The following is a 17,530-nucleotide window of genomic DNA, read 5'->3' as shown; positions in this document are numbered from 1 at the left end:
AACGCCAAAGTGTGCAACGAGTTTGCCGCGTGTTAAGCTTACGCTAACAAAACGAGTAGACGAATCATTCTGGGGATGATTCGCCACTTACGCGAAATACGCGACAGGCAGAATGGGGCAGCAGGGATGATTGGGCGCAGATCTCAGCGCGAATCCGAAGAGGACGTAGATGTCAGACCAAAAGGGTTTGACGACTACGAAGTTCGCCTAGGCGACAAGATGCGCGGTGAACGCGCAACGATGGGCAAATCTCTTCTGGATGTTCAGCGCGAGCTGCGGATCAAAGCCAACTATATCGCTGCAATTGAAAACGCCGACCCAGATGCGTTTGATACACCCGGCTTTATCGCCGGGTATGTGCGTTCTTATGCGCGCTATCTGGGTATGAACCCCGATGAGACCTTCGCGACTTTCTGTGAGGAAAGCGGATTTGAGGTCGCTCATGGCATGTCCGCAGAGGCCTCGGTGGTGCGGAAACCTTCGGGGGCTCTGCCTGCGCGCGGTCCGATGGGGCGGGATCCGTTCATTTCGCCCAATACGCCCTATATTCCGGGCAAGGAGTCTCTGGTCAGTCAGATTGAACCTCGCGCAATCGGCTCGTCGCTGGTTTTGCTCGCGGTGATCGGTGGCATTGGCTATGGCGGTTGGGCTGTTTTGAACAAGATTCAGCAAGTACAGGTCAGCCCGGTTGAACAGGCACCGGTGGTTCTGTCTGATCTGGATCCGCTGGATGCGGCGCGCAGCAACGTGTCAGATGATGTTACGGAAGTGGCAAGTGCCGAAGCACTGGACCGTCTCTATCGTCCGCAGGCGCTGGATGTCCCGGTGCTGGTCTCGCGGGATGCTCCGATCTCAACGCTTGATCCGCGCGAGGTTGGAACCTTCCGCCCGCCCGAATTGCCGCAGTTCGAAGTGGCTGAACTGCACACGGTCGAAAAACCGGCCCTGCCGCAAGTGGTCGAACAGATCGATACCACGCTAAAGATCGTGGCAGTTGATCCCGCCTGGATGCGTGTGACGGCTGCGGATGGCAGCGTCATTTTCGAAGGTACGCTGGGAACCGTCGAGCAAGGCAGCGTATTCGAAGTGCCCCTGACAGAAGAACCGCCGACATTGCGTGCGGGCGCGTCGGGATCGGTATATTTCGCGATGAACGGTGAACATTACGGCCCGGCGGGTGCTCCGGGCACGGTCGCCAAGGGTGTTGTTCTGTCGAAAGACGCCGTGTCCGAGGCCTATGCCGTCGCCGATCTGGAGGCGGAACAGAACAGTGCGCTCAAGCAACTGGTGGCGGAACTGCAAACCGAGGCGACAGAAACGCCCGCCGAGTGATCTAGCCATTGCGATAACCCCGTTGCCGAACTATCTACAATCGCAACTCAGGCAGACGCGGATCCGTCCTTATGTCCCTAAATCACGTGCGCCCATGGCGCGACATCTATCGTCGTAAATCCCGTCAAATCATGGTCGGCAACGTCCCCGTTGGTGGCGATGCACCCATTGCCGTTCAAACCATGACCAACACGCTGACCACCGATGTGGCGGCGACCGTGGCGCAGGTACAGGCCGCGGCAGAGGCCGGCGCTGACATCGTTCGCGTATCGGTTCCTGACGAAGCGTCGTCCAAGGCGCTGAAACAGATCGTTCGGGAAAGCCCGGTGCCCATCGTGGCGGACATTCATTTCCACTATCGGCGCGGGATCGAGGCCGCCGAAGCGGGCGCTGCCTGTCTGCGCATCAACCCCGGCAATATCGGCGACGAAACCCGCGTAAAAGAAGTCATCCAGGCGGCGCGCGACCACAACTGCTCGATCCGCATCGGCGTGAACGCGGGCAGCCTGGAAAAGCACCTGCTTGAAAAATATGGCGAGCCGTGCCCCGAGGCGATGGTAGAAAGCGGGCTGGAACATATCCGCATCCTTCAGGACAATGATTTTCACGAGTTCAAGATCAGCGTAAAGGCCAGCGACGTGTTCCTGTCTGCCGCGGCCTATCAGGGCATTGCCGAGGCGACGGATGCCCCCATCCATCTGGGCATTACCGAGGCCGGAGGGCTGGTCAGCGGCACGATCAAATCGGCCATCGGGCTGGGCAACCTGCTGTGGATGGGGATCGGCGACACGATCCGCGTCAGCCTGTCTGCTGATCCGGTGGAAGAGGTCAAGGTCGGGTTTGAAATCCTCAAATCCCTTGGCCTGCGCCATCGGGGCGTCAATATCATCTCGTGCCCATCCTGCGCGCGGCAGGGTTTTGATGTCATCAAAACCGTCGAGGCGCTGGAGCATCGCCTTGAACACATCAAGACGCCGATGTCCCTGTCGATCATCGGCTGCGTGGTCAACGGGCCGGGTGAAGCGCTGATGACCGATGTTGGTTTCACCGGCGGCGGGGCAGGGTCCGGCATGGTCTATCTGGCCGGCAAAGCCAGCCACAAGATGTCGAACGACCAGATGATCGATCACATCGTGGAAGAGGTCGAGAAAAAGGCGGCTGAACTGGATGCGGCGGCTGAAGCGGCTGAATAGCCTGTTTCTTCACGACATCTGAAAAAACGGCATCTGTTGTGTGGCGCAATGGATGCCGCCACCCAGCTCGCCCAGTACATCCACGTCAAGCGTCACGACTTCACGCCCAGGGTGGTGCCTTGCAAGCGTTTCCGACGCGATCCTGTCTGTTTCCGAGTCTCCGAACCGGGCCGCAATCACACCGCCATTGCAGACGTAGTAATTGGCATAAGAGGCCACGAAATCCAGGTCTTCGACACGGCGGAAATGCGGCTCGGGTATCACGTCCATGTCGATGCCCGCGGCAATGAGACGATCATGGGTGTCCAGCGCGGCCATTTGGAATGGATCATCTTTGTCCGGTTCATCCGGCAAGTTGATGATGCCGCGACCGGGGCCGGTAAAGCGGGCCAGACTGTCAATGTGATAGTCGGTGATGTCTTCGCCCCAGACACCTTCGGACCAGATCATGCGTTTGGCCCCATAGGCCGCCAACAACCGGGCTTCGATCTCGTCCCGAGTGAGGCCGGGATTGCGGTTGTCATTCACCCACGAGCTTTCATGCGCCATAAGTGTCCCATGCCCATCCTGCTCGACGCCACCGGCTTCGCCGATCAGCCCGGTCGGCAACAGGGGCAGACCCAGCCTTTCGGCCACTTTGCCGGCAATTTTCGCATCATGTGCGTGAACCTGTTTTCTTCCCCACCCATTGAACTGGATCTGTTGGACCGCAAGCGCGCCACGGTCGTTGATCGCAAAGACCGGGCCTGCGTCCCGGCACCACAGATCTTCTGTCGGGACATCCCAGATCTCGACCGCCGCAGAAAGCCGTTTGCTGATGTCTGCGTGATGTTCCGTTCCGGCGAGCATTGTGACGGGTTCAAAAGCAGAGATCGTGTTTGCGATTTCCGCAATGGTCCCCTTTACCATTTCCAGAAAAACGGGATCGCGATAGACGGTGCGGCTGACCGGCCATTGCATGAAAGTGCGTTCATGCCGGGCGTCTTCGGCCGGCACGTGGAAGCCTGTCGCGGACTGCGCAATAGACTGGCCAGAGAAACCCGTCATACCCAACGCTCCTCCGGCCACCAGAAATTCCCGCCGCTTCATGGCATGTTGCCGACAGTTCCGGCCTCAGCCGCGTTCGGCACGTATACCGTTAACGATCTGCTGCATCTGATCGGCTGGCAAATAGCCACGCAGCATCTCTGTGCCCAACACGAACGAAGGCGTGCCCGAGATCTGCATCCGCTGGGCCAGAGCACGGGTGCGCGCAATCTCATCCGTAACGCGATCGCTGTTCATCGCCGCGATGATCTCGTCGCTGTTCAGCCCCAAACCGTCCGAGATGCGGCGCAGGGCAACTTCGGTTGGCTCGCCGGTGAATTCCAGCAGGGCATCATGGACCTGCTTGTATGCGTCGTCGCCCGCCACGTGTTTGGTGGCCACGGCAAAACGTGAGGACAGCACAGACGCATCACCCAGAATGGGGAATTCCTTGATCACAAGGCGGATGTTGCCGTCTTCTGCCAGCAGGCTGGTAACTTCGGGAACGGCACGGCGGCAATAGCCACACCGGTAGTCCATGAACTCGACCAGTGTGATGTCGCCATTCGGGTTGCCGCCAACCCAGCTGTACCCGTCATCAAACAGTTCATCCGCATTGGCGGCGACCAGTTCTTTGTCCGCCGCGGCTTCGGCGACGGCATTGCGCTCTTCCAGAATGTTGATGGCTTCGATGATCACTTCGGGGTTTTCCAGCAGGTATTCGCGCACCTGGGCACCAAATTCCGCTTTCTCGGCATCGTTCATCGCGTTCAAGTCCAGCGCCTGCGCCGAGGTCGCCGCCATGGAAAGCCCCAGAAGGGCGGGTGCAGCATGTCTGAGGATCATTTCCGTTTCCTTTTGTCTTTGTCGAGTCGTTCCGACGCAATCAACACGTCTTGTGCCCTTTGCCAACCCGGTGAACCTTCGGGCAGTCGTGCCACGGCGCGTTTCGCGTGAATTCCGGCATCTTTCAACCGCCCTTGCAGCGCATACCGCTCTGCCGTCACGGTGGATGCCATACCATCATTGCCAACCTGAGCATAGGCCACACCCAGATCCTGCAACAGCCTGGCGTTCCGATAGTCCCGGGCGCGGGCTTTTTCCAGCACGCTCAGGGCCTGTTTGGTTTGACCCTGCGCCAACAGCGCCCGCCCGTATCCAGCCAGGATAAGCGCATCGTTCGGAGCCATTTCAACAGCGTTCCCATACGCTTCAACAGCCGCGCCTATTTGCCTGTTTTCCAGCAGAATTTGCCCTTTCAGGTCATAATAGTAGGGGTCGTTCGGGCGCAGCGCCAGTGCCTCGTCGATGGCACGGCGCGCGCGATCCAAATCACGGTTCTGATGATGGGCCGAAGCCTCGCGCATCAGGCGGATGTCCTGAGCGGTTTCTTCTTTGGCGCGCCGTAATGTCCAACTGGGTGAGCGTAAAAAGGCCGACAGTTTGCCTTTGACGCGGGCAAACCAGTAATCGGCATTGGCATTCGGAACGGCCTTGTCGCCGAACTCATCCAGAAACGCTTCGGCGGCGCGCAATCGTTCACGACTGGTGGGATGCGACCGCATGTACGGGTCCTGATTGGCGACGCTCAGCAATTCCTGACCCGCGAATTTTCTGTGCAGCTCGACCATGCCGCTGGGGGAAATCTGAGCCCATCGCAGATAGCTTGCGGCGCTTCGGTCGGCCGAGGCCTCTTCGGCGCGGGTATGGCCCAGAAAGCTGCGGATTGCGGCGCCTTGGGTGCCTGCGGCGATGCCAATGGCGGCTTCACCCCCTCCGGCCGCAGCCGCAAGCAGGGCCAAAGCGGTACCAAGGCCCGCATTGCGCCGCGCCGCCTTTAGGTTTTCGGCGCGGCGGGCCAGATGGCCGTTCGCGATATGCGCCGCCTCATGCGCGATCACCGCTTGCAGCATTTCGGGGCTTTCGACCGTAAGGATCAGCCCGTAATTCAAATAGATGGCGTTGTAGTCGATGACGAATGCATTGAACGTGTTGTCATTGACCACAAGGATTTGAACCCGATTGGTGTTCAGACCGGCGGCGCGCAGAACCGGAAAGGCCAGCTCGCGCAGGCCACGCTCGATATCGGGGTCGCGGATCAGGCTTTGCCCATGGGATTGCGTTGCCGCCGCCAGCCAGACACCAACCGACAGGATCAGAGCCGGGATTGACGTCAGCAGGGATACGCGTTCAAAAGCCATGGCTGCAACATGGGAGATGGGCATGAGAAACTCAACCCGGTCCGGGGTCGATCCCTTCATCGTGATGGACGTGATGGAGGCCGCGCGCCGTGCGGAAGAAGCGGGCCGCCATGTGATTCACATGGAAGTTGGCCAGCCCGGAACCGGCGCCCCCAAGGGCGCGACCGAGGCGCTGGCCAAGGCGATGGATCAAAGCCCGTTGGGCTATACGGTGTCTCTGGGTTTGCCTGCACTGCGAAAGCGTGTCGCGCAGCTTTATGGTGAGTGGTACGATGTGGACCTGAACCCGGGGCGCGTGGTCATCACGCCCGGATCGTCCGGCGGGTTTCTGCTGGCTTTCACGGCATTGTTCGACAGCGGGGATCGCGTCGGAATCGGTGCGCCGGGGTATCCGTCTTATCGCCAGATTCTCAGGGCACTTGGATTGGTGCCGGTCGATCTGCCGACTGCGCCTGAAAACCGTCTGCAACCCGTGGCAGCGGATATTCAGGGAATGGGCCTGAAGGGGCTGATGGTGGCGTCTCCGGCGAATCCTACCGGCACGATGCTGGATCACGCCGCCATGGGGTCGCTGATCGAAGCCGCACACGGGCAGGGGGCATCCTTCATCAGCGACGAAATCTACCATGGTCTGGAATACGAGGCCAAGGCCGTGACCGCGCTGGAACTGACGGATGAGTGCTATGTGATCAACTCGTTTTCCAAGTATTTCTCGATGACCGGTTGGCGCGTGGGCTGGATGGTCGTGCCTGAGGATCAGGTGCGCGTGGTCGAGCGGATAGCCCAGAACATGTTCATCTGCGCGCCGCATGCCAGTCAGGTTGCCGCACTGGCCGCGATGGATTGCGAGGACGAACTGCAAGCCAATCTGGACGTGTACCGCCGAAACCGCGCCCTGATGCTGGACGGGCTGCCCAAGGCGGGCTTTACGAAAATCGCGCCTCCGGACGGGGCTTTCTATGTATATGCCGACGTGTCTGACCTGACCGATGACAGCCGCGCATTTGCGGCCGAGATTCTGGAAAAGGCCGGGGTCGCGGTCACGCCGGGTCTGGATTTCGATCCGCAGCGCGGCCATACGACGTTGCGTTTTTCCTATGCGCGTTCGACGGCCGACATTCAGGACGGGCTGGAACGGTTGCGCGTTTTCATGACCGAGCGGAAGGTGATCGGGGAACCTGCCTGAGCCGTTCACAAATCAGCCCTTGTGGTATAGGCTGCCCGGCAAACGATCTCGGGAAAACTTGAGGCCATGAGCAGGATCTTCATTTGCATCGCCCTGATCTGGGCGCTGTGCGGCAGTGCCGTCGCGCAGGATTTCAGCGCGCTGGCACGCGTTCAGCCCGACCAAAGCCGCATCACGGATGTGGGGCGAACTGGCGTTCGCGTGGATATCGGCCTGAGCCAGGGGGTGCCGTACCGGATCTTCACCTTGCAGGATCCGTACCGGATGGTTCTGGACTTCAACGAAGTGGATTGGACCGGGCTGAACCGAACGGATTTCCTGCAATCCGAACGCGTCAGCGGCGTGCAATTCGGAGCCTATGTTCCGGGTTGGTCGCGGCTGGTGTTGGAACTGGGCGCTCCGATGGCCGTAGACACTGCCGTATTGTCAGTTGCCGAGGATTCGGGGGCGGCTCTGCTGTCTCTCAACCTCAAGGGCACGGATTTTGATACGTTCAACGCAACCGCAGGTGCGCCGCGCAACCCGGGATGGGACCTGCCGGAACCGGCTGATGTGCCGCAGGCATCGGCGCGCTCGGCAGACAGGCCGTTGCGCGTGATGCTCGATCCGGGGCATGGCGGGATTGATCCGGGTGCCGAAATCGACGGCGTTGATGAAAAAACCCTGATGCTGACCTTTGCCCGCGAACTGCGCGAAGTTCTCTTGCGATCAGGAGGTTATGAGGTGGTCCTGACCCGGGTTGACGACCAGTTCGTCTCGTTGGAGCGCCGGATTGCCCTGGCGCATCGGGCTGGCGCGGATCTGTTCATTTCGCTGCATGCGGATTCCCTTTCGGAAGGTCAGGCCCATGGGGCTGCCGTCTATACCCTATCGGCCGATGCTTCGGATGTGGCCAGTTCAAAACTGGCCGAGCGGCATGATCGGGGGGATTTGATCTCGGGTATCGATCTGAATGGTGCCGATGATCAGGTGGCCGATGTTCTACTTGATCTGGCGCGCCAGGAAACGATGCCGCGGACCAGGTCCTTGGCCAGCGCGATCGCCAACGGGATGGCCCAGCAAGGCGGGCCGATGAACCGAAAACCGCTGCGGACCGCTTCGTTCTCGGTGCTCAAGGCGGCCGATATTCCGTCTGTTTTGGTCGAACTTGGATTTCTGTCGAGCCCCAGAGATCGAGAAAACCTCAGGGATTCGGAATGGCGGGCGAAAATGGCCTTGGGTATCTTTCAGGGGATCGAAGACTGGCGTCAGCAGGATGTGATCCGCAAATCCCTGATTGGCCAGTGACCTTGCGACGCAAAACGGCTAGAATACGCTTGGTGTTTTGACCCTTGGGCGGTGCAACACTATATAGGCACCACCGCGAGAAAAAGGCAGTAACGTGATCCGGTTCATTCTTTCGTTTTTCGGGGCGATCTTCAGTATCGTTACCTTGGGTATTTTCATGGTCGCACTGGTGATCGGTGCGGTCTTCTGGATGTATGGCCGGGACCTGCCCAGCCACGAATCCCTGGCCCAGTACAAGCCCCCGACGATCAGCCGGATCTATTCGGGCGAAGGTCAGTTGATCGACGAATTTGCGCAGGAACGCCGCCTGTTCACGCCGTCCGCGGAAATTCCCGATCTGGTGAAGCAGGCGTTTATTTCGGCGGAAGACAAGAATTTCTATACCCATCAGGGTTACGACCCACGCGGCATCGTCGCGGCAGGTGTCGAAGCGGTGCGCACCAAAGGCGGTACCGTGCGCGGTGCATCGACCATTACGCAGCAGGTGATGAAGAACTTCCTGTTGTCGGGCGACCGCCGGGCGGAACGCAAGATCAAGGAAATCATCCTGGCCACCCGGCTCGAGGATACCCTGGACAAGGAGCAGATCCTTGAGCTGTACCTGAACGAGATCTTTCTGGGTCAGAACTCGTACGGCGTGACGGCCGCCGCGCAGACCTATTTCAACAAGACCTTGCAGGAACTGGCCCCGCACGAGGCCGCGATGCTGGCCGCGATGCCCAAGGCGCCGTCGGATTACCACCCGGTTCGGGAAAAGGAACGCCTGCTGGCCCGCCGAAACTATGTGTTGCGCGAGATGTACCAGAACGGTTACATCGATCAGGCGACCTATGAGTCCGAGGTCGAGATGCCGCTGCGCTCGGTTCAGAACGGCGATTTCGAAAGCTTCCGCACCGCATTGCCGCCGCGCGACTACTTCACCGATGAAATCCGTCGCCAACTGAGCGAGGACTTTGGTGAAGGTGAGTTCTTTACCGGCGGCTTCACGGTTCGTGCGTCGGTGGACGAAGAAATGCAGGTCGAGGCCGCAAAGGCCCTGCGCACGGCGTTACAAAAATATGACCGGTCGCGCGGGAAATGGCGCGGCACCGGCGAAGTGATCTCGGAAGAAAAACTGGCGGATGAAGCGCAGTGGCGCGAGGCGCTGTCGCTTCTGGAAATCCCGCGCGATGTGGTGCTGCCGACCCGCTGGTATCCCGCCGTGGTTCTGAATGTCTCGGATCAGCAACTTACCGTCGGGATCGAAGACGGCCCTGCGGATGGCACCATTCCGCGGTCCGATATCAAGTGGATGCAGGGTGATTTTGCGGCGAACTTCAAGCGCGGTGATGTGATCCTCGTTGTCGAGGGCGAAGAGGGGCAGTGGTCTGCCCGTCAGGTGCCCGAAGTTCAGGGCGCCTTTGTGGCGATGGATGTGAACTCGGGCCGCGTTCTGGCGATGCAGGGCGGGTTTTCTTATCAGGATACCGTTTTCAACCGCGCCACGCAGGCACAGCGCCAGCCGGGGTCCAGCTTCAAACCCTTTGTCTATGCCGCCGCGCTGGACAGCGGATACAGCCCGGCAACCATCGTTGTGGACGCACCGATCGAGGTGAACACGCCACAGGGCTTGTGGCGGCCCAAGAACTCGTCGAACAAGTTCTACGGGCCGACGCCCTTGCGCACCGGGATCGAGCAGTCGCGGAACCTGATGACCATCCGTCTGGCCCAAGAGGTCACGATGCCGGTGGTTGCAGGTTACGCCGAACGCTTTGGCGTCTATGACCGGATGGGGGCGTTTCTTGCGAACTCGCTGGGGTCCGAAGAGACGACGCTGTACAAAATGGTCGCGGCTTATGCGATGTTCGCGAACGGCGGTGAGCGGGTTGAACCCACTCTGGTCGACCGTATTCAGGACCGGTTCGGCAAGACCATTTATCGTCACGATGACCGTCAGTGTTTGAATTGTAACTCGACCTGGCTGGAGCCCGACGAGGCCCCGACCCTTGTTACAGATCGCGCGCAGGTCATGGATGCCATCACCGCCTATCAGCTGACGTCGATGATGAAAGGCGTAGTTGATCGCGGGACGGCATCGCGCGTTGTGAACCTGCCGGTGCCGACAGCGGGCAAGACCGGAACCACCAACGAATCCAAGGATGCGTGGTTTATCGGGTTTACCTCGAACATCGTGGCTGGCTGCTATATCGGTTACGACCGCCCGCGCCCGATGGGACGGGGGGCTTATGGTGGTACCTTGTGCGGCCCGGTGTTCCAGAGCTTCATGGAAAAAGCCGTCGAAAAGTATGGCGGTGGGCCATTCAAGGTTCCAGAAGGTGGTCACTTTATCAAAATCGACCGTTTCAGCGGCGCCCGCCTGCCGGATGACGCCACTGGCGACTATGTCGTGGCCGAGTTCTTCCGCGACGGTGTCGATGGGTTCATCGACCGTGTTTATGACGGTGGTTTTGCGATTGGTTCCGACCTGCCTTTGTTCGAGGAAGCACAGCGCGCAGGTGTGCAGGTTCAAACCTCCACCGGTCAAACCATCACGGTCGGCCCCAAGGCCACGCAAGGCGATCTGAGTACCGGCGGTCTTTACTAATCGGCCACGTCCAGAAAAAGGCGCAAAAGGTCGGCTTCCGGGTCGTTTTCGATGGCACCTTCGGATCGCCAGCAGATGGACAAAGCGCATTTGACGGCTGCCCATTGGGCCAGCCGTTTCTCTGAAACATTCATGGCTTCGGAATAGAGCGACAGGCAGGTTTCGATCTGCCGGGGATCGCGCACCAATTCGGTCATGCCTTTTGGGTGCCGCAGTGCATTTGCCAGTTCAAAGGCCGGATCTCCTGCATATCCTTTGGCATCGAAAACCCGCGGTCCATTGTGGGTCAGAATAATGTTGTCCGGGTGAAGATCCCCGTGCAGGGGCACCGGCATGGGCTGGCTGATCAACAGGTGCTGACCCAGATTCGTGGCAGACAGCACGTCCTTGCGCAGAAGGGTTGGGCAGGCCGGAGCAAAGGTGCACCCGAACAAAGGGGCGACCACCTGGTTCAGGGGATTCAAGCCATCGACGTCTGCGGTGGCCTTCCCATGCAGGCGCGCCGCCGTTTCTGCAAGGATCGCAACAGCGTCTTCAGGGCGTCCTGCCCGTGCAATGTCCCCCAAAGACGGGCCTTCCAGCCATTCCATCAGAACGGCATTCCGTTCCTCGTTGAGAACCCGAACCGCGCCCCGGTCATGCCAGGCCTTCAACAAAGCGGTCCCGGGTTCTTCGTTGCCGCGATCCGGTCCGCGATAGAGTTTCAGGGCGGCGGGCCCGTGTTCCGACCGTACCTTCCACACCCGCGCCTGGGCTGTCTCGGCAACCAGTTCCGGTTGATGCAATTCCCATCGGTCCAGAAACTCTTTGAATGTGCCTTGCATTCACGCTCAGCCCGTCTTGTGGTGTCTCGCACCTCTTGCTATCACGCAGGCCTGATTGAGCAAGTTGGGACAAGACCATGCGCGCCGAAACCCAGAACACTGTGGCGGAAATCGAAAAGTCGCTGGAGCTGCTGGCGCAGCGCATGGACTATGAGACCGCGCCGCATCGCCTTGAGGAATTCAATGCGCGTGTCGAAGATCCCAACCTGTGGGACAATCCCGAAAAGGCGCAGAAACTGATGCGCGATCGGCAGATGCTGGTCGACGCGATCGAGACCTACGAGGCCATCAAAACCGATCTCAGCGACAATATCGAACTGATTGAGCTGGGCGAACTGGAAGAAGACGAAGAAGTTGTCCAGGACGCCGAAGCCGCGATCAAGGCGCTTCAGGCCAAGGCCGCGAAGAAAGAGCTTGAGGCCCTGCTTGACGGTGAGGCCGACAGCAACGACACCTTCCTCGAGATCAACTCGGGCGCGGGCGGAACCGAAAGCTGCGACTGGGCCTCGATGCTGGCGCGGATGTATGTGCGCTGGGCCGAGAAAAAAGGCTATACGGTCGAGCTTCAGTCCGAAACCCCGGGCGAAGAGGCAGGGATCAAATCCGCTGCGTACAAGATTTCGGGGCACAACGCTTATGGCTGGCTGAAATCCGAAAGTGGCGTACATCGGCTGGTGCGGATTTCGCCTTTTGACTCGGCGGCCAAGCGGCACACTTCGTTCTGTTCGGTCTGGGTCTATCCCGTGGTCGACGACAATATCGAGATCGAGGTGAACCCCGCCGATATCCGCATCGACACCTACCGGTCATCGGGGGCGGGCGGTCAGCACGTGAACACCACGGACTCGGCCGTGCGGATCACCCACATTCCGACCGGGATTGTCGTGACCTCGTCCGAGAAGTCGCAGCACCAGAACCGCGATATCGCCATGAAGGCTCTGAAATCGCGCTTGTATCAACTGGAGCTGGACCGCCGGAACGCCGACATCAACGCGGCACACGAGGCCAAGGGGGATGCGGGCTGGGGCAACCAGATCCGGTCATATGTTTTGCAGCCCTACCAGATGGTCAAAGACCTGCGGACCAATTACGAGACCTCGGATACCAAGGGTGTTCTGGACGGCGATCTGGACGGCTTCATGGCGGCCACACTGGCCCTGAACGTAGCGGGCAAGAGCCGCTCCGAGGCCCAGGGCGACATCTGAGGTGAAGCGTAACAGCCCTTTCCAGAACGTTCTGAAAGGGCATTGGCAGCTTATCCTCATCACGGCCCTGGTGTTTCTGCTTTGGAATACACTGGTTGCGGTTCCACTGAAGATACTGGTCGTCTTTCTGCATGAGCTGTCTCATGCGGTGACGATCCTGATGACGGGCGGCTCGGTCGAGAGCTTTTCGATCTCATCACAACAGGGCGGCGTTGTCGTCGGCCGGGGCGGCAATCGCTTTCTCAGCCTGTCTGCCGGGTATCTTGGTTCACTGGCGCTTGGCATGGCCCTTTTGATCCTTGCCTTGCGAACACGGGCCGACCGCGCCGTTCTGGCGGGTTTTGGCGGCGTCATGTGTCTGGTGGCGGTGCTGTATATCCGCGACCCGTTCGCCCTTGTTTTCAGCATCGGAACCGGGGCTGCGATGATTGCTGCGGCGTGGTATCTGCGCCCCGATGCAAGCGATCTGGTGCTGCGCGTGATCGGATTGACCAGCATGATCTATGTCCCTTTCGACATCTTCGATGACACGATCCGACGGTCTGGCGCGCGCTCGGATGCATTCATGCTGGCCGAGGAATTCGGTGGGTCTGCCATGTTGTGGGGTGGGATCTGGCTGGTGCTCAGCTGCCTCGTGATCGTTCTTTGCCTGCGCTACTGGCTTGGGGCTGACAGCAACCTGCATTTTCGCAGATCAGCGCGCTGACATTGCCGTCTGGGACGACGCTGAAAAGATACATTTAAACAGTGGGTTTAAATGATCCGAGCTGCCCGCTAGGCTGCCGGAAACGACAATGGATTGGCGCGTCATGGACCTGACCCGGATATCGGCTACAGACCTTTTGAAACAGTTGGCCAACCGGCAGGTTTCAGCCTCGGACGTGATGCAGGCCACGCTGGATCGCATCGCCAAGGTCAATGGTGAGGTGAATGCCATCGTGGCGCTGAGGGATTCAGATGGTTTGATGGCCGAGGCGAAGGCCTGTGACGACGGCCCGATCACCGGCCCGCTGCACGGTCTTCCAATCGCAGTCAAGGATCTTGTGAATGTGGCGGGTGTCGTCTCGTCGCAAGGATCACCTGTTTTTCAAGACCACGTGCCAGCCAGCGACGATCTGATCGCCGCCCGGATGCGGCAAGCCGGTGCCATCCTGATCGGCAAAACCAATACGCCGGAATTTGGGCTGGGATCGCACACGTTCAATCCGGTCTATGGGGCAACGCGCAACCCTTATGATGCCAATCGTACCTGCGGTGGCTCATCCGGCGGGGCGGCGGTTGCCTTGGCGACGGGCATGGTTGCGCTGGCCGATGGCTCGGACATGATGGGCAGCTTGCGCAACCCTGCCGCCTGGAACAACGTTTATGGCTTTCGGCCAAGCTGGGGCAGGGTGCCTTCCGATCCCGTAGGGGACAGCTTTTTGCACCAGTTGTCGACACTGGGCCCCATGGCGCGCTGCCCCGAAGATCTGGGTGTTCTGCTTGATGTCATCTCGGGTCCGGACCCGCGCTTGCCGCTGGCCGTTGAAAGTGCGCCGGTGTCGCCGGTGACCGCCACAGATCTGCAAGGGCTGCGGATCGGGTGGCTTGGCGACTGGGGCGGCGCTTTTCCGACCGAGCCCGGTATTCTTGACATCTGTAAAGACGCGATGGACGTGTTCGAAACACGTGGCGCGCGGGTTGAGGACGTCGCCCCGCCTTTCGATGCCGAAAAACTCTGGACCAGCTGGATCACCCTGCGGTCGTTCAGCGTGGCCGCCGGGCTGGAACCCTTGGCGTCGGAAAAGGAAGATTTGAAAGATTCAGCACAATGGGAACTGGATCGGGGTCTGGCAATGAGTGCAATGGAGGTACACCACGCCAGTGTCATCCGCTCGGAATGGTTCCGTTGCGCGGCGAACCTGTTCGAACAGTTTGACGCGTTGGTTCTGCCGTCTGCTCAGATCTGGCCGTTTTCGGTTGATTTGCCTTACCCGACAGAGATCGCGGGCCGGGCCATGGATACCTATCACCGATGGATGCATGTCACGATACCGGTCAGCCTGATCGGCCTGCCATGTCTTGCTGCGCCCGCGGGGTTTGGCACGCAGGGGCTGCCGATGGGGTTTCAATTGTTCGGGCCCAGAGGATCGGATCGGAAACTATTGTCAGTCGGTGCGGCTTACCACGCCGAAACCAATTGGCCGAACAAGAGGCCGGCGATGCCATAACGCCGGTCAGGGAGGAGGAAGACAACATGGACAAACCCTTTGGTGTTCCGGATATGCGGCCGGTCGATACCGCCATGCTGCGTACTGCATTGCAGCGCGCCTGGGCCGACTTTCGCCGCGCACCGCTGTTCGGCCTTATTTTTGCGGGGTTTTACGTACTGTCCGGGTGGGCGATGGCATGGGTGACAGTTCAGACCGGAACAACCTTTTGGCTGGTGCTGGCGGCCATCGGGTTTCCGCTAATCGGCCCGTTTGCCGCTGTTGGTCTGTACGAGGTATCGCACAGGCTGGAACAAGGAAAGCCGCTCGATTTTGGCGCGATCTTCGGGGTCGTGATGCAGCAAAGCCGCAGACAATTGCCCTCGATCTGCGCGATCATAGTTGTCGTGTTTCTTTTCTGGTTTTTTCTGGGGCACATGATTTTTGCCCTGTTCATGGGTTTGGCGACGATGACCAACGTGTCGACCTCGCTTGAGGTGTTTCTGACACTGAATGGCCTGACAATGCTGGCCGTCGGCACCGCCGTCGGGGCGGTTTTTGCGACCGTTCTGTACATGATCACCGTTCTGTCGATCCCTCTGCTGCTGGACCGCGAGCTGGACTTCGTAACGGCCATGATCACCAGCTTTACCTACGTGTCAGAGAACTTTCCGGTGATGCTGGCCTGGGGTGCCTTCATCGCGGTGCTGACATTTCTGGCGATGGTGCCCTGGTTTCTGGGGTTGCTGGTGGTTCTGCCGTTGCTGGGACATGCCAGTTGGCATCTGTACCGGCAGATCACGCAGAATCATGAAGGGAAAACAACTACCTGAGACGGTAGGTTACAGGTGCTTAGCCACGTTGTTCGTCGACAATCGCGCAGCAGCAAAGATGGCCGTCGAGTCGTGCCCAAGGTATTTCAGCACAACGGGTTCGGGCGTTGTCGCATTTGTCGGGCTGATGACCGACCCACGCCAATGAACTGCCGTTCCCGTAGGGTCCGGAGAGATCAGATAGACCCGGCTGTTGTGACCTTCCCGCTGGGAGGTGAGCATATAGACAGTGTCACCGCTTGCGGCCGCTATCCCCTGTATCTCCCGCGCCTTCGGGGGTGCCTCGGGCATTGCCGCACGCGACACGTAACCACGGATCAACGTACATTGGGCCAGGGGTCGGGCGTGCAGCAGGGTCATCCGGTGTTCAGCCGACAGGCTTTCGATCACCGCGTAGAACCCGGGGGAAAACGGGGATTTCTCGATCGCATCCGCACCCGAGCCCAGAAACTCTGTCAGGGCCGGAGTTGCAGGGTGTTCTTCGATCTTCTCGATCTCGTCCAGCGGTTTCAGAAGAATGCGGGCATCGACATCGAAAAACCTGCATATACGGTCCAGCACATCTGGTCTGGGAACGCTTTCACCGGAAAGATATCTGTTGAACTGGGTACGGTTTACGCCAAGTTGTCGGCACAGCGCCGAGATCGAGCGATATCGCTTCGCCAATTGCCGAAGGTTCGCACCAAACATTGCGCGAATCTCAGCCGGACTACGAATATCGTCAGTCATGGGTGCCCACGTCTTGCTTAGTTTCTGAAAGAAACCATCGTCGCACTGAAGCCGAAGCCCAGTGCATTTTTAAATCGTACAGAATGACCCCAAGCAACGTATCCCCACGTCGCGTTGCAGCTTCGAGGCTAACGTCCTCATGTGTAAAGGCAATAGGCTTTATCTGAAAATGCCTGATCTTTTTCGGGAAAAGCCGACCTTATGGCAATTATAGCGCATTCAGATCGCAAGAGTTGAATTTGAAAGGACCAGCCACCCTAATAAGTGTTCCCGCCTTGGCTGCAAGACAAGTGCCAAGGCGGGACAGTTCGATCAATCGCCGCGCAGCAGGGCCGCCACGCCGGTACGCGCGATTTCCATCAGGCCCAGCGGGCGCATCAGGTCGGCAAATGCGTCGATCTTGTCGGGCGCACCGGTGATTTCGAAGATGAAGGAATTGAGTGTGCTGTCGACAACATTGGCGCGGAAGATATCGGCCAGTCGCAGGGCTTCGACCCGCTTGTCGCCTTCGCCGACAACCTTGATGATCGCCAGTTCACGCTCGACCGAGGCGCCCTCGACCGTCAGATCATGCACATCACGCACCGAGACAATCCTGCCAAGCTGCGCCTTGATCTGTTCGATGACTTGGGGCGTGCCGGTGGTGACGATGGTGATGCGGCTCAGGTGGCCGGTATGATCAACCTCGGCCACCGTAAGGCTTTCGATGTTGTACCCACGACCCGAGAAAAGGCCGATGACACGGGCCAGCACTCCGGGCTCGTTTTCGACCAGAACCGCGATGGTATGGCGTTCCTGAACGTCCGAGAAGGTGGGCCGTAGGTTATAGGCCGAATGGCGGGTAGAGCCTTTTTTGATATGTAGGGCAGACATTTACGTCCCTTTCATCATCCTTGACAGGTTGGGCGCAGCGCGGCGCTCAACCAAATCCGTCGAATTTC

General features: G+C 59.4%; 15 protein-coding genes. 9 read left to right on the top strand and 6 right to left on the bottom strand.

Annotation, left to right across the window (positions count from 1 at the left end; all coding sequences use genetic code 11):
* Positions 1-126: 126 nt before the first annotated feature.
* Together GOW56_RS03430 and ispG are read left to right on the top strand one after the other, a co-directional pair.
* Positions 127-1,332, top strand: a complete 1,206-nt coding sequence (locus GOW56_RS03430; RefSeq protein ID WP_152458283.1) for a helix-turn-helix domain-containing protein — start codon at positions 127-129, stop codon at positions 1,330-1,332.
* Positions 1,333-1,403: 71 nt separating this feature from the next.
* A complete protein-coding gene (ispG, locus tag GOW56_RS03425; protein ID WP_171204937.1) occupies positions 1,404-2,525 on the top strand; it encodes a flavodoxin-dependent (E)-4-hydroxy-3-methylbut-2-enyl-diphosphate synthase in 1,122 nt (373 codons plus the stop codon).
* A gap of 9 nt (positions 2,526-2,534) precedes the next feature.
* Here ispG and GOW56_RS03420 read toward each other — a convergent pair whose 3' ends face one another.
* The 3 genes from GOW56_RS03420 to GOW56_RS03410 are packed head-to-tail and all read right to left on the bottom strand — an operon-like array spanning position 2,535 to position 5,776.
* The gene (locus tag GOW56_RS03420; RefSeq protein ID WP_171204936.1) at positions 2,535-3,614 is read right to left on the bottom strand and encodes an agmatine deiminase family protein; all 1,080 of its coding nucleotides are present in this window, start codon (positions 3,612-3,614) and stop codon (positions 2,535-2,537) included.
* Between the two features lie 24 nt (positions 3,615-3,638).
* Positions 3,639-4,397, bottom strand: a complete 759-nt coding sequence (locus GOW56_RS03415) for a DsbA family protein (protein ID WP_171204935.1) — start codon at positions 4,395-4,397, stop codon at positions 3,639-3,641.
* Positions 4,394-5,776: a M48 family metalloprotease gene (locus GOW56_RS03410; RefSeq protein ID WP_171204934.1), complete on the bottom strand. Its 1,383-nt coding sequence runs from the start codon at positions 5,774-5,776 to the stop codon at positions 4,394-4,396. Before GOW56_RS03410 ends, GOW56_RS03415 begins: the two co-directional genes overlap by 4 nt.
* Here GOW56_RS03410 and GOW56_RS03405 point away from each other — a divergent pair.
* From GOW56_RS03405 to GOW56_RS03395, 3 genes are all read left to right on the top strand, one after another.
* The gene (locus GOW56_RS03405) at positions 5,775-6,938 is read left to right on the top strand and encodes a pyridoxal phosphate-dependent aminotransferase (RefSeq protein WP_152458278.1); all 1,164 of its coding nucleotides are present in this window, start codon (positions 5,775-5,777) and stop codon (positions 6,936-6,938) included. The genes GOW56_RS03410 and GOW56_RS03405 overlap by 2 nt on opposite strands.
* 66 nt (positions 6,939-7,004) lie before the next feature.
* Positions 7,005-8,225: an N-acetylmuramoyl-L-alanine amidase gene (locus GOW56_RS03400; RefSeq protein ID WP_171204933.1), complete on the top strand. Its 1,221-nt coding sequence runs from the start codon at positions 7,005-7,007 to the stop codon at positions 8,223-8,225.
* A 94-nt stretch (positions 8,226-8,319) separates the two neighbouring features.
* Positions 8,320-10,809 (top strand): PBP1A family penicillin-binding protein, encoded by a 2,490-nt coding sequence (locus GOW56_RS03395; RefSeq protein ID WP_171204932.1) that lies wholly within the window; start codon positions 8,320-8,322, stop codon positions 10,807-10,809.
* Here the strand turns inward: GOW56_RS03395 and GOW56_RS03390 are convergent.
* On the bottom strand, positions 10,806-11,633 hold the full coding sequence (locus GOW56_RS03390; protein WP_171204931.1) for an aminoglycoside phosphotransferase family protein: 828 nt from the start codon (positions 11,631-11,633) through the stop codon (positions 10,806-10,808). The genes GOW56_RS03395 and GOW56_RS03390 overlap by 4 nt on opposite strands.
* 77 nt (positions 11,634-11,710) lie before the next feature.
* Here GOW56_RS03390 and prfB point away from each other — a divergent pair, with 77 nt between their 5' ends.
* The 4 genes from prfB (at position 11,711) to GOW56_RS03370 (ending at position 15,860) form a co-directional block, all read left to right on the top strand.
* Entirely contained in the window at positions 11,711-12,838 is a 1,128-nt protein-coding gene (gene prfB, locus GOW56_RS03385) for a peptide chain release factor 2 (RefSeq protein WP_171167691.1), read from the top strand.
* Between the two features lies 1 nt (position 12,839).
* Positions 12,840-13,544, top strand: coding sequence for a M50 family metallopeptidase (locus GOW56_RS03380; protein ID WP_171204930.1), 705 nt, complete (start codon positions 12,840-12,842; stop codon positions 13,542-13,544).
* A 103-nt stretch (positions 13,545-13,647) separates the two neighbouring features.
* Complete coding sequence (locus tag GOW56_RS03375; RefSeq protein ID WP_171205035.1) at positions 13,648-15,048, top strand: amidase; 1,401 nt, start codon at positions 13,648-13,650, stop codon at positions 15,046-15,048.
* Between the two features lie 26 nt (positions 15,049-15,074).
* A complete protein-coding gene (locus tag GOW56_RS03370) occupies positions 15,075-15,860 on the top strand; it encodes a DUF2189 domain-containing protein (RefSeq protein WP_171204929.1) in 786 nt (261 codons plus the stop codon).
* Between the two features lie 9 nt (positions 15,861-15,869).
* Here GOW56_RS03370 and GOW56_RS03365 read toward each other — a convergent pair whose 3' ends face one another.
* Together GOW56_RS03365 and ilvN are read right to left on the bottom strand one after the other, a co-directional pair.
* Positions 15,870-16,589 (bottom strand): helix-turn-helix domain-containing protein, encoded by a 720-nt coding sequence (locus GOW56_RS03365; RefSeq protein ID WP_171167696.1) that lies wholly within the window; start codon positions 16,587-16,589, stop codon positions 15,870-15,872.
* Positions 16,590-16,901: 312 nt separating this feature from the next.
* Positions 16,902-17,462: an acetolactate synthase small subunit gene (gene ilvN, locus GOW56_RS03360; protein WP_117868667.1), complete on the bottom strand. Its 561-nt coding sequence runs from the start codon at positions 17,460-17,462 to the stop codon at positions 16,902-16,904.
* Positions 17,463-17,530 lie beyond the last annotated feature (68 nt).

The organism is Ruegeria sp. HKCCA0235A, from assembly GCF_013033235.1.
Lineage (GTDB): Bacteria > Pseudomonadota > Alphaproteobacteria > Rhodobacterales > Rhodobacteraceae > Ruegeria.
The sequence above is the reverse complement of the archived record's forward strand: the minus strand, read 5'-3'. Positions and strand labels throughout refer to the sequence as shown.